A 12,543-nucleotide genomic window follows, 5' to 3' on the forward strand; every position below is an offset into this window, starting at 1 on the left:
GCAACCACCACCATGATGACTTTCATTCTTCGCCGGACCGGATCTCTGGTCCTGCTTCTCGCCGCCGTCAGCTTCATCACCTTCACGCTCTTCCAGCTGGGCCCCTCGGACCCCGCGGCTGCTGCTTGTGGGCAGGAATGCACGCCAGAACGCGTCGCCGAGGCCCGCGTTGCCTTGGGAATGGACCAGCCTTTCCTGGTCCAGTACGCCGACTACATCCGCGGGCTCTTCTCCTCACGGATGATCGGTGCCCCCGGCGCCCAGACACTGTGTGAGTGGCCCTGCCTCGGCAAGTCCTTCCAAACCAATGAGAACGTAGCGGACATCATCGCCCGCTCGCTCCCCTACACTTTCTCCATGGCCATCGGCGCGCTGGTGCTGTGGACCATCACCGGCGTCGGCCTGGGCCTTTTGGCTGCCCTGCGCAAGGGGTCCCCGATGGATAAGTTCATTGTTGGCGCGGCCTCCGTGGGTGTCTCGCTGCCCATCCCGGTGACCGGCCTGTTCCTGTTGCTCCTGTTCGTCAACCAGCTCCACCTGCTGCCGTTCACCACCAACGAGATCAACAGCCCCTTTGGCCCGCAGGGGCCCGGGGCATGGGTGGCCAACTACTTGTTGCCGTGGATTGCGTTGGCCGTGCTCTTCAGTGCTTCCTACATCCGTGTCACCAGGACCAACATGATCGAGACGTTCGGTGAGGACTTCATCCGGACTGCCCGTGCCAAGGGCTTGGCGCCGCGGACTGTCACGTTCAAGCACGGTGTGCGGGCCGGCATCACTCCCGTGGTGACCATGCTCGGTATGGACATTGGCCTCCTTCTGGGCGGCGCGGTCCTCACGGAACAGATCTTCTCCGTCCCCGGCCTGGGCTTCACGGCTGTGCACGCCGCCATTTCCGGCGACCTCCCCGTCACCATGGCCATCACCATGCTGGCCGCGTTCTTCGTGATCGTCGCCAACGTTGTGGTGGACCTCGCCTACGCCGCCATCGATCCCCGAGTGAGGCTCCAATGACCCAGTTGAATACAACTACCGCGAGCGCACTTGCCGGCGGTACAGCCACCGCCCCTTTCCTGGAGGTCCGGAACCTCTCCGTGAAATTCCCAACGGACGACGGCGTTGTCTCCGCAGTGAATGGCATGGACTTCGCGCTGGAACGCGGCCAGACACTTGGGATCGTTGGCGAATCAGGATCCGGAAAATCCGTCACCAGCCAGGCGCTCATGGGCCTGCTCAAGGGCACCTCGGCGCAGGTCACCGGCCAGGCGATGTTCCAGGGCAAGGACCTTGTTGCGATCCCGGAATCGGCCATGCGCCAGCTCCGTGGACGCAACATCGGCATGATCTTCCAGGATCCCTTATCTGCCTTGCATCCCTTCTACACTGTGGGCCACCAGATCGCCGAGGCGTACCTGGTCCACAACAAGGCGAGCAAGAAGCAGGCCCGGGCGGCCGCCGTCGACATGCTGGGAAGGGTGGGTATCCCCAGCCCTGAGCAGCGCTACGACGAGTACCCCCACCACTTCTCCGGTGGCATGCGCCAGCGTGCCATGATCGCCATGGCATTGATCTGTGAGCCGGAGCTCTTGATCGCCGACGAGCCCACCACTGCGCTGGATGTGACGGTGCAGGCCCAGATCCTGGACCTGATGTCCGAGCTCCAGGAGGAAAGCAACTCAGCGTTGATCCTGATCACCCACGATCTCGGAGTCGTCGCCGAGGTTTGCGACAACGTGTTGGTCATGTACGGAGGCCAATGCGTCGAGTCCGGCCCTGTGGATGACATCTTCTACGACACCCAGCACCCGTACACGCTGGGCCTGCTCAACTCGATGCCCACGCTGAACAGCTCTTCCAGCCGGCTGAACCCCATACCCGGCCAGCCGCCGTCGCTCCTTGACCTGCCCAAGGGCTGCATCTTCAGCGCACGGTGCCAGTACGCAGAACTGGCCGACGACGGCATCTGCGTCAGCCAACGCCCTGAGCTCCGGGTTGAGGACGGGCACGGAAAACGGTGCCATTTGAGCGGCCCGCAGATCATTACCATCCGGAATTCGCGTTAGGACCCGCCATGGAACATCAACCCATTCTCCAGGTGGAGAACCTTCAGAAGCATTTTCCGCTGAAGGGCGGCCTCCTTCCGGGGGCTGCCAAGCGCTCAGTCAAAGCGGTCGACGGCGTGTCCTTCAGCCTTGCCCGAGGCCAGACTTTGGGGCTCGTGGGTGAGTCCGGTTGCGGTAAGTCGACCACCGGCCGCATGGTGGCCCGCCTCCTGGATCCAACGGGCGGGCGGATCATGATCGACGGCGTGGACATCAGCGGGTTGCGCGGCAAGGATTTGTACAACTTCCGGCGCAAGGTCCAGATGATCTTCCAGGATCCCTTTGCTTCCCTGAATCCCCGGCAGACCGTGGGCACAGCCATCGCGGCTCCCATGGTGGCGCAGAAGATCAGCCCGCCGGGTGGGCTCAAGAACCGGGTCAAGGAACTTCTGGACCAGGTGGGACTCAAGCCGGAGCACTACAACCGCTTCCCGCATGAGTTCTCCGGTGGGCAACGGCAACGGGTGGGCATTGCACGCGCTATCTCCCTGAACCCGTCGGTGATCGTGTGCGACGAACCAGTCTCCGCCTTGGACGTCTCCGTGCAGGCACAGGTGGTGAACCTGCTGCAGCAGATCCAGCGTGACACCGGTGTTTCCTACATTTTCATTGCCCACGATCTCTCCGTGGTCCGGCACATTTCCCACGAGGTTGCGGTGATGTATCTGGGCAAGATCGTTGAACAGGGGCCGCGCGACGCCTTGTTCAACGATCCAGGGCATCCGTACACCAAGGCACTCCTTTCGGCAGTGCCGTTGCCGGATCCCCGCGCAGCGCGGGAACAAGTGAAGATCCGGCTTCGCGGCGACCTGCCCTCACCGGCCAACCCGCCCAGCGGCTGCGTCTTCCGCACCCGTTGCCCGCTGATCGGCACCCTCCCCGAAAACCAGCGCCAACGCTGCATCGACCAGATCCCCACGCCTGCCACTCCTGCCGCCCCTGCCTGCCACCACACGGGTATGGCGGCATCGGTCCTGGCAGGCGTGCAATAGAGACATGCAACAGATTCACTACCGAAGGAGCACCCATTGAACACCCTGATCCACGCCGTCCGTCCTTGGGGACAAGGGCTCAGCGATGTGAGTATCGCTGACGGCAAGATCACCGCCGTCGAACCCCACGACCCGGCCCGCAGCGTTCCCGATGGCGTGACGCTTGTCTACGGCCGGGGGCGGATTCTGTTGCCGTCGTTCTCAGATGTCCACGTCCACCTCGATTCCACCCGCATCGGCTTGCCCTTCCGTGAACACACGGGTGGTCCAGGCGTGTGGACCATGATGATGAACGACCGTAAGAACTGGCGCAACGCCGAGGTCCCGCTGCAGGATCGGGTGAACGACACTCTGGGACGGATGATCGCGCGGGGCACCACCCGTGTGCGTTCCTACGCGCAGGTGGATGTGGACTGCAGGCTGGAGCGTTTCGACGCCGTTGCTGCCGCCAAGGAGAAGTTTGCCGGTCAGGCGTCCGTGGACATCATCGCCTTCCCGCAGGCCGGTCTGTTGCTCGAGGAGGGCACTGTTGAGCTGATGGAAGAGGCGCTGAAGGCAGGGGCCAACGTGATGGGTGGCATCGATCCCTGCACTTTGGACCGGGATCCGGCCAAGCACCTGGACATCGTCTTCGGCCTGGCGGAGAAGTACCAGGTTCCCATCGATATCCACCTCCACGAACCGGGCGAGCTGGGTGTGTTCAGCACGGATCTGGTGCTTGAGCGCACGCGCGCGCTGGGTATGCAGGGCAAGGTGACCATGTCCCACGCCTACCAGCTGGGCAGCGTCAACGAGGCCACCACCCGCAGGCTGATTGATGCGTTCGCGGAGTTGGACGTTTCCCTGGCATCGGTTGCCCCATCGGCTGCCGGCCAACTGCCCATCCCCCTGTTGACCGAGGCCGGTGTCCGCTTGGGCTTGGGCGAAGACGGCCAGCGCGACTACTGGTCCCCCTACGGCAACACCGACATGTTGGACCGTACCTGGCAGCTCGCTTTCACCCACGGTTTCCGCAAGGACGAGCTGATCGAACACTGCCTGGCCATCGCCACCATCGGCGGCGCCAGCATCCTTGACCCCAACGCGACCCGGCTCAAGGACACCGCCCACCGTCCCGGCGTCGAGGTTGGCGACCCAGCGGAACTGCTGCTGGTGGACGGCGAAACGGTGGCCTCCACCGTCATGGATCGAGGCAAGGACCGGACCGTGATCCATCAGGGCAGGATCGTGGCGGACCAGTTGGAACTGGTCTAGCTACCCCTCTGAACCCGCTCATCCAAACCCGCTCTTGTTCGAACCCCATGCCGCACAACGGTGCGGGTTACGGGCAGGGGCGGGTTTCGGCGCGTTATCAGTTACTCACCGCGGGCTGTCGGTGCATCGTCCAACGGGGTCCACCAGGTGACCGGGGGTGTCACCGTGAAACGGCGGCCAGTCACTTCGCTTGGAGTGATGCGGATGAACTGGTCCTTTTGCCCCGCCTCCCAAGGGAACAAGAGGAGTCCGACGGTATCCAGGACATCCTCGGTCAGCTTCACGGCAGTTGCCTGGCCCCTGACCACCACGCTCCACGCCACGCCAGTCTCCGTGTTGACGCTGTCAGCCTCCATGGCCACCGGGGCGTCGCTGAGGGCGGCATGCAGTTTGGTGCCTTCACCGGTGCGGAACACCATGGTTCCGTGGTCCACTTTGTAGTTCACGGGGAAGATGTCCGGGTGGTCATCCACCCACACCGCGAGCCGGCCCACGGATACACCCCTGAGGAGCTCCCAGCATTCGTTGGTTTCCAGGACTTCGGTGGCTGGAGGGCTCGGCTGATCGGTCCCTGCTGGTGAGTTCGTCATACCGCCGAGGATACGCTGCAGGGCTGCGCCCGGACAGGGCACCAGTCTGGTTCGCTCCATAGACCCTTGTGCGGCGGGATGATCAAACGAGGGTAGGTGTGGATCCTGGTTCAACTGGTACCGGCACCGGCTCCACACTCACCAGGGGGCCGCGGATCGCGAAGAATCCTGCCCCTGCGAGCACCACGGCTTCAGCAGCCAGAACCCAGAACGTCACTTCCCAGCCGCCGGCCAGGGTGTGCAGCAACCCTGCCCCCAGCGGGCCCAGGGACGCCAGTGCGAACCCGAAGCCCTGGCTCATGGCGGAGAGTCGTCCGGCCGATTGGGGTCCGGCCGAACGGATCACCACCAATGCCATGGCGAGTCCGAATCCAGCACTTTGCACCACGCCCAGAATCCCGACCATCAGGAACTGCAGCTCAGCCGGGGCCGCGAGCACACCCAGGAGCGCGAGCGCCACCGACAATCCAAGCCCTGGTGCCAGGAATTTCAAGATGCCGGGACGGCTGGCGAGTACGGGGGCCAGCAGGCTTGCAGGAAGTCCCGCCAGGCTGAACCACGCCAGGAGGGCCGCCGATTCTGCTGGTCCGAGCCCCCGGGATACCAAATACACCGCCAGCCACGACGTGATGGCGAAGTAGAGCATCGCCTGCAGGCCAAAGAACGCGGTCACTGCCCACGCAGTGCGCTGCTTTCTGAGCGGTATGGCCGGCTCCCCGGGGACAGGTTCGCTGGTGCCGGCTACTTTGGTGCCGGCCGACGACGGCGCGTTGCCACCTGCCGTCGGCCCGGCACCGTGTGCGGGGGTACCTCCGGATCGGTAAATGAGGATGGCACCCACCAGTGCCGGCACCGCCCACACGGCCAGAGCCCACGGCAGGCTGCCGCCCAAGAGGTGCTGCAACGGCTGGACCAGCCCGGCGCCGAGCGCAGCGCCCAGACCGAATCCCATGGTGCACAGTCCAGTCCACCATCCCGTGCCATGGTTTGCCTTGACAATCTGAGGCACCAGGACACTGGCGGTCATGATCGCCATGCCGGCCAGGAACGTGCCTGGCAGCAAGAGTGCGGGCACTGTCGCCCGGACAATCAGCGCAACAGCCAGGGCCACCAACGCAACAGCCACAGCCCGCCCGGTCCCCCAACGTCGGGCCAGCCAGGGACCAATCGGACCCGAAACCCCAAAGGCCAACACAGGCAAAGTCCCCAGCAACGGAAGAAGCGAAGGATCCAAACCAAACACACCCGGCACTTGGTTCATCACCCCGGCAACGGTAGTGATGGCCGGCCGAAGATTGACGGAAACCATGACGAGCCCAAGCAACACCAACCCCGTCATCAGCCTCGGACTCAGTCCAGCTCCAGCCTGCCGCTTCTCGCGCACGTCATTCCCCTCATAGCAACTTTGGTATACCAAGTAAGCCTAGGACGAGAATGGCGGAAAGTAAATGCCAGCAATCAACCCGATAAAATGAGACAAACTTCAATCATCACAGGTTTGGAATACCAAGATGAGAAGCAGAGATCCGCAAAAGGGTTGGAGGTGATAGAGCGTCACACCCCACCACGCGGGAAGTGATAGAGCGTCGCACCTCCACCACGCGGGAAGTGATAGAGCATCACAGCAGGGCCCTCACCGGCGGTCCGCAGGGCTGGAACGCGGCAGCGCGCGTCTAAGGGAGGCACGACCGAGCGCGCCGAGCGTTTCGGCCCTGCGGGCCGCACCCACTGCGGGCCGCACCCACTGCGGGCCGCACCCACCGCGGGCCGCACCCACCGCGGGCTGCACCACGAAGAGAGCCTAGATAGCCTTCCCCGGATTCAGGATCCCCTGGGGGTCGAACAGCTCCTTGATCCGCCGCTGCAGCTCCCGCACAGGCTCCGGTTGTTCCAGCCCGAGCCAGCGCAGTTTGTATTGGCCCACCCCGTGCTCCCCGGTGATGGTGCCGCCCATGTCCAGGCCTATCCGGATGGATTCGTCCAGGGCCGCGTTCAGCCGCCTCAACGCGTCGGCGTCGGTGGCCGGGTTCACTCGCTCCATCCAGAAGGTGGGGTGCAGGTTGCCGTCGCCTGCATGGGCCACCACTTTGAGGCGTACCTGGAACCGTGCGGCCATGGCTTCGAGTTCGGCGACGAAATCCACCAGACGCGAGCGCGGGACGGCGATGTCTTCGCCAACCCGGAATTCGTCGTCCACTTCCACGCCGCGGCTGTTGCGCCGAAGTTCCACCAGCATCTCGGCTTCGGCGCTGGCTTCGGTGGTGACGGTTGCACCGCCGTCGGCGAGTACTTGCCGGACGACGTCGGCTTCTGCGGCCGCACCGAAACCGTCTGTTTGGATGAGCAGCAGGGATTTTCCGCGCTTTTGGAGGCCGCCGCGGTGGAGTTCGTCGAGCTGCTCCAGGGTGCCGTTATCCAGGAGTTCCATGATGGCGGGCTGGACGCGGGCCTTGCCCACGGCAAGCACACCGGCGGCTGCGCTGCGGAAGTCCTGGTAGAACGCGGCGATGGTGTGGATTTCGCGGGGAAGGTATTTCAGCCGGACGGTCACGCCCACCACGATTCCGAGTGTCCCTTCGGAGCCCACCAGCAGCGCGGTGAGGTCGTACCCGGCCACGCCTTTGAAGGTTTGGTGGCCGGTGTGCATGAGGGAGCCGTCGGCCATGACGACGTCCAGGGCCAGGACGGAATCGCGGGTCACCCCGTACTTGGCGCACCGGAGCCCTCCGGCGTTCGTGGCCACGTTGCCGCCGATCGTGGACATCTTGTAACTGGCGGGGTCGGGTGCGTACATGAGGCCGTGTTCGGCGGCTGCAGCGTTGAGGTCGGCGTTGATGACGCCGGGTTCGACGACGGCGGTCTCGTCGTCGGGGTTGAGGTCCAGGATGCGGTTCATCCGTTCAAGGCCCAGCACGATGCAGCCTGGTGTGGCGTGCGCTCCGCCGGAAACCCCGGTGCCCGCACCCCGGGCGACGATCGGCACCTGATGCGCTGCGCAAGTGCGGACGATGTGTTGCACGTCTTCCACGGATTCGGCCCAGACGACGGCCAGTGGCAGGTGCCTCTCCAGCATCGGCCCCTGATCGATGGAGTAGACGGTGAGGGTTTCTTCGTCGCCGGCCATTTGCTCAGGCCTGAGCCCTGCCGACAATTCCTGCAGGAACGCCCTTTGCCCGTCTGTCGGCCGGGTTTCTTCCACATGCCCCACCGTGCGGCCCTTGATGCGTTCCGCTGATGTACCGGCCACAGCCGTTTCGTCCGACAAAGCACTACCTCCACATGCGCGCCGCGGACACGCCAAACCGGCAGTCTTCGCAGCGTTTTCAGTGCTCATAGTCTAGCCAGAGCGGCATGGGGCAGTGACGGCAGCCTGGCTCACCGTCGGGACCTACAGTCGGAGGCAGCGCCCAGATTCCCGCGGAGCTCTCCCGTTTGCAGCCACGCACCCCCTATCGATGGTGTCGCGACAACGGGGCCGCAAGCGCTTCCACACCGCATCTGTAGATCCCTTAGCGTGAAGGGTCTGCGCCTCCTATAGGCCTCAAAGACAGTACCCTTAGGGCTGGAAACGTTTACAATTCTCAGAATTCTCTTCTACGATGTGTCCATGTCCGTTGATTCATTGCTCTCGGTTGCGACCCACGAGCCCACTGCAGCTTTCACGCATCTGACCCCGGTCCACGATGCCTCCACGGCGCACGGATGGTGGCGTTCCGCGGTGATCTACCAGATCTATCCGCGCTCCTTCCGGGACCTCAACGGCGACGGCGTAGGAGACTTGGCGGGCATCACGGCTGAACTCCCGCAATTATCGGCTCTGGGCGTCGACGCCGTGTGGTTGTCACCGTTCTACCGCTCACCCCAGCGGGATGCGGGTTATGACGTCAGCGACTACTGCGACGTCGATCCCCTGTTCGGCACCTTGTCCGACTTCGATTCCCTCATCGCAGAGGCCAACAGGCTCAACCTGCGCGTCATCGCGGACCTCGTCCCCAATCACTGTTCAGACCAGCACGTCGCCTTCCAAGCAGCACTTGCTGCGGGTGCCGGCAGCGTGCAACGGGACATGTTCATCTTCCGCGACGGTCTGGGGCACGATGGCAGCGAGCCGCCCAACAACTGGCAATCGCACTTCGGCGGTTCGGCGTGGACACGCATCACCGAGCCCAACGGAGAGCCCGGTCAGTGGTTCCTGCACCTCTTTGACTCCTCGCAGCCGGATTTCAACTGGGATAACCCGGCAGTTCATGCTGAGTTTGAACGCGTCCTCCGATTCTGGCTGGACCGCGGCATCTCCGGCTTCCGGGTGGATGTGGCCCACGCGCTGGTCAAGGCGGCCGGCCTGCCCAACTGGGGTGGCCGCGCCGACGGCAACAGCTCCGACGGTTTCCCCGGCCAGGACGCTCCGATGTTCGGCCAGCCTGCCCTCCACGACATCTACCGCCGCTGGCGTTCCATCCTGGAAGAATACGGTCCGGACCGCATCCTCTGCGCAGAAGCCAATGTGGACCCCCTCCCCCGGCTGGCGCAGTGGGTCCGCCCTGATGAAATGCACCAGGCTTTCAACTTCCCGTACCTGCACGCCGGCCTGGACGTAAACCGCCTGCGCCACATCATCACGGACTCTTTGGTGTCCCTGGACGCCGTGGGCGCCCCCAGCACGTGGGTTTTGTCCAACCACGATGTTGTCCGGCACGTCTCGCGCTTCGGGTACGACGGACCGGGTCCCCGCGACGGAGACGGCATCGGCCCCGACGACGCACAACCCAACGAAGAACTCGGACGACGCCGGGCTGCCGCGGCAACCATGTTCATGCTCGGCCTCCCGGGTGGCGCCTACCTCTACCAAGGCGAAGAACTGGGCCTGCCCGATTCCTCCAGTATTCCCGGCAGCATGCGCCAGGATCCAACCTTTGCCCGCACCGGCGGAGCCCGCATCGGCCGCGACGGTTGCCGTGTGCCGCTCCCTTGGCGTTCATCCGAAGCCCACTCCGGGTTCGGTAGCGGCATGGGCCCTTGGGTGCCGCAGCCCGAGTCCTGGCCCACACTGGCGAGGGACCTGCAGGAGTCCGATCCGGCGTCGCACCTTAACTTGTACCGGGCCATGCTCGCTGAACGCGCCGCGCTCCGGCTCGGCCAAGGATCCCTGGCCTGGGTCGAGGACTACTGCACCGGGTCCTCACTGGCGTACCTTAACGGCAACACCCTGGTGATCATGAACGCAGGCTCCGATCCACTGCCGCTTCCGGTCGGACGCACCATCCTGCGCAGCGCCGCTCCATCAGGCGCCGATCAACTAGGCTCAGGGGAGACAATCTGGCTGACGGTCAGCTGATATTTCACCTAGGAGCGGCATGACGGGCATCAAGGACGTAGCCGAGCGCGCAGGGCTGTCCGTTGCCACCGTGTCACGGGCGCTCAGCGGCAAGGGCAATGTATCGCCTACCAGCCGGGAGCGTGCCCGCGCCGCTGCATCAGAGCTGGGCTTCGTGCTGTCCTACCACGCCTCCAGCCTTGCCTCCGGGCGCACGCATAACGTTGGCTTGGTGGTGCCCTCGGTCCACCGCTGGTTCTTCTCAGCCGTGATCGAGGGCGCATCGGCCGCGCTGCTTGAGGCCGGGTACGACCTCACCCTGTACAACATCGGGGAAAACCCCGAGCACCGGCACAGCGTCTTCAACGACTTCCTGTTGCGCAAGCGGGTGGACGCGGTCATCGCGGTATCGCTGGAACTGAGCGAAGCCGAAATTCAGCAGCTCCACGCCATGCACCGCCCGATCGTCGGAATTGGCGGGCCACTGCCCGGAGCATCAACCATCCGGATCGACGACTCCGGAATCGCGCGGAAGGCCACCAACCACCTGCTCGGCCTCGGGCACACCAAGATCGCCCACATCACCGGCAATGAGGCCTACGACCAGGACTTCCATCTTCCTGGAACGCGTCGCAGCGGATTCGAAGAAGCAATGAACGACGCCGGCTGTCCTGTCAGGCCCGAATGGATCGTTTCCGCGGACTTCACCATTGAAGGCGCTTACGCCGCCGCGCGGCAGCTGCTGGCCAGTGCGCCGGACAGGCCAACCGCCGTCTTCGCGGCCTCCGACGAAATGGCCATCGGCACCATCCTCGCGGCCCGGGACTTCGGGCTCCGCATCCCGGATGACCTCTCCGTCATGGGGATCGACGGACATGATCTGGGCAACGTCCTGGGCCTGACCACCATCGACCAGGACGCCAAAGGCCAAGGAGCGCTGGCAGTCCGCACCTTGTTGGGCGCGATCACCAAGGGCCTCGTCCTGGAACCTGCCGATACCGAACACCCCACCAAACTGGTGGTGCGCTCCAGCACCGCTGTACCCAAAGCAGGTACGTTCTAGCAGCTCCTTGAGGTGCTCCTCAAGTGGCCTGCTACGACAGCCGGCGCTCCATGGTGAGCTCAAGCTTGGAGGTGTCCTGCGGATATGACCTGCTGGCACCTGTGGTCTCAAAACCGTGACGCCGGTAGAACGCCAGTGCCCGTGAGTTCTCCTCATGCACACCGAGCTGGATGCTCCCGGCAGCGAGTTCTTCCACGGCGGCTTTGCAGGCCTCATTGAGGAGTTCGTCGGCCAGCCCCAGCCCCCGGTGCTCAGGTGCCACGTAAACGCTGACCAGCATGGCCTGAAGGGGAATCTCCGAGCCCTGGGGATGCTTGAGTACTACGCGCATCAATCCGCAGAAACTGCTGCCATCCTGGCCAGCATCGGCGATCAACGTGAAACTGCTGTCGCCGGACATGGCAGCCGCACGTTCCTGCCACTGCGTTTCGGTTTGCCGACGAGCTGCCTCCAGGCTCTCCACGTAGGCCATGGGTGTGTCTTTGAGCATCTCCAGCCGGACCTCTCGCAGCAAACGCCAATCACTCGGCTGGAGCCGGCGGACCCTAGGCAATGGCTCCGCCCATGAACCTCTCGTAGCAGGCCAGGACGCGGGGCCAGCCCTCAGCGTAGGAAGCCCGGGACGCCGCAGGATCCTCGGCGCCTTCCCAGCCGTCGTGGATCAAACGCACTTCCGTACCCTCATCCACGGCACCAAAGACAACCCGGATCTCGGTGGACCACAACGGCGTTCCGGCCGGGTACCAGCTGGCGTGAAAGGACAGCGGAGGCTGCCAATCGTCAATAGTGCCCCACACCGACGTACGGCCGTCCTCGGCCGTCTCAAGAATCAGGTTCTCTTCGAACTCCACATGGGACCCCGCGCCGAAGACGCTCTCCTGCTCCAGCGGCCACCATAGGTGCGGATGATCAGTGAATCCCTGGAAAGCGTGCGAAATACTCGTGGGCACCACAACAGTGAAGATGAGCGGCTGCAGTGCGTCGCCTGCCTGTTGGGATGGTTCGGGTTCAGAGGCTGGGTGGCTGAAGAGGTTTTCCATGACCACCAACTCTACCGGTGGGTCAGGGCGCTGGGGTGTTGGTGTTGTGGTGGTTAAAGGGGAAGAGCCCCGACCTGTGGTCGGGGCTCTTGCCTAATGTGTGTCCGGCGGTGTCCTACTCTCCCACACCCTCCCGGGTGCAGTACCATCGGCGCTGTGGGTCTTAGCTTCCGGGTTCGGAATGGGAC

The 12,543-nt window shown here is 64.2% G+C and carries 11 protein-coding genes and 1 rRNA gene; 6 read left to right on the plus strand and 6 right to left on the minus strand.

Annotation, left to right across the window (positions count from 1 at the left end; translation table 11 throughout):
- The first annotated feature begins 12 nt into the window (after window positions 1–12).
- Genes AB4Y77_RS22355 through AB4Y77_RS22370 form a run of 4 tightly spaced genes read left to right on the plus strand, consistent with a single transcriptional unit; the run spans window position 13 to window position 4,348 of the window.
- Window positions 13–1,014 (plus strand): ABC transporter permease, encoded by a 1,002-nt coding sequence (locus tag AB4Y77_RS22355; protein ID WP_172322974.1) that lies wholly within the window; start codon window positions 13–15, stop codon window positions 1,012–1,014.
- On the plus strand, window positions 1,011–2,063 hold the full coding sequence (locus tag AB4Y77_RS22360) for an ABC transporter ATP-binding protein (RefSeq protein WP_442015387.1): 1,053 nt from the start codon (window positions 1,011–1,013) through the stop codon (window positions 2,061–2,063). The genes AB4Y77_RS22355 and AB4Y77_RS22360 overlap by 4 nt, the downstream gene beginning before the upstream one ends.
- An 8-nt stretch (window positions 2,064–2,071) precedes the next feature.
- Window positions 2,072–3,094, plus strand: a complete 1,023-nt coding sequence (locus AB4Y77_RS22365) for an ABC transporter ATP-binding protein (protein ID WP_442015388.1) — start codon at window positions 2,072–2,074, stop codon at window positions 3,092–3,094.
- A gap of 36 nt (window positions 3,095–3,130) precedes the next feature.
- Entirely contained in the window at window positions 3,131–4,348 is a 1,218-nt protein-coding gene (locus tag AB4Y77_RS22370; RefSeq protein WP_442015389.1) for an amidohydrolase family protein, read from the plus strand.
- Between the two features lie 101 nt (window positions 4,349–4,449).
- Here the strand turns inward: AB4Y77_RS22370 and AB4Y77_RS22375 are convergent, their stop codons facing one another.
- The 3 genes from AB4Y77_RS22375 to AB4Y77_RS22385 form a co-directional block, all read right to left on the minus strand.
- Window positions 4,450–4,938, minus strand: a complete 489-nt coding sequence (locus tag AB4Y77_RS22375) for a pyridoxamine 5'-phosphate oxidase family protein (protein ID WP_442015390.1) — start codon at window positions 4,936–4,938, stop codon at window positions 4,450–4,452.
- An 82-nt stretch (window positions 4,939–5,020) separates the two neighbouring features.
- Window positions 5,021–6,322, minus strand: a complete 1,302-nt coding sequence (locus AB4Y77_RS22380; protein ID WP_442015391.1) for an MFS transporter — start codon at window positions 6,320–6,322, stop codon at window positions 5,021–5,023.
- A 417-nt stretch (window positions 6,323–6,739) separates the two neighbouring features.
- On the minus strand, window positions 6,740–8,203 hold the full coding sequence (locus AB4Y77_RS22385; protein ID WP_311215430.1) for an FAD-binding oxidoreductase: 1,464 nt from the start codon (window positions 8,201–8,203) through the stop codon (window positions 6,740–6,742).
- A 342-nt stretch (window positions 8,204–8,545) separates the two neighbouring features.
- Between AB4Y77_RS22385 and AB4Y77_RS22390 the strand changes: the two genes are divergently transcribed.
- Both AB4Y77_RS22390 and AB4Y77_RS22395 read left to right on the plus strand, forming a co-directional pair.
- Window positions 8,546–10,273 (plus strand): glycoside hydrolase family 13 protein, encoded by a 1,728-nt coding sequence (locus AB4Y77_RS22390; protein WP_442015392.1) that lies wholly within the window; start codon window positions 8,546–8,548, stop codon window positions 10,271–10,273.
- A 19-nt stretch (window positions 10,274–10,292) separates the two neighbouring features.
- Window positions 10,293–11,315, plus strand: a complete 1,023-nt coding sequence (locus AB4Y77_RS22395) for a LacI family DNA-binding transcriptional regulator (protein ID WP_311215432.1) — start codon at window positions 10,293–10,295, stop codon at window positions 11,313–11,315.
- A gap of 31 nt (window positions 11,316–11,346) precedes the next feature.
- Here AB4Y77_RS22395 and AB4Y77_RS22400 read toward each other — a convergent pair whose 3' ends face one another.
- The 3 genes from AB4Y77_RS22400 to rrf form a co-directional block, all read right to left on the minus strand.
- Window positions 11,347–11,868, minus strand: a complete 522-nt coding sequence (locus tag AB4Y77_RS22400; protein ID WP_442015393.1) for a GNAT family N-acetyltransferase — start codon at window positions 11,866–11,868, stop codon at window positions 11,347–11,349.
- Window positions 11,861–12,355: an SRPBCC domain-containing protein gene (locus AB4Y77_RS22405; protein ID WP_442015394.1), complete on the minus strand. Its 495-nt coding sequence runs from the start codon at window positions 12,353–12,355 to the stop codon at window positions 11,861–11,863. The genes AB4Y77_RS22400 and AB4Y77_RS22405 overlap by 8 nt, the downstream gene beginning before the upstream one ends.
- Before the next feature lie 102 nt (window positions 12,356–12,457).
- Window positions 12,458–12,543, minus strand: a 5S ribosomal RNA gene (gene rrf / locus AB4Y77_RS22410); the annotation flags it as partial.

Origin of the sequence: Paenarthrobacter sp. YAF11_1 (genome assembly GCF_052113445.1) — a bacterium.
Classification (GTDB): Bacteria; Actinomycetota; Actinomycetes; order Actinomycetales; family Micrococcaceae; genus Arthrobacter.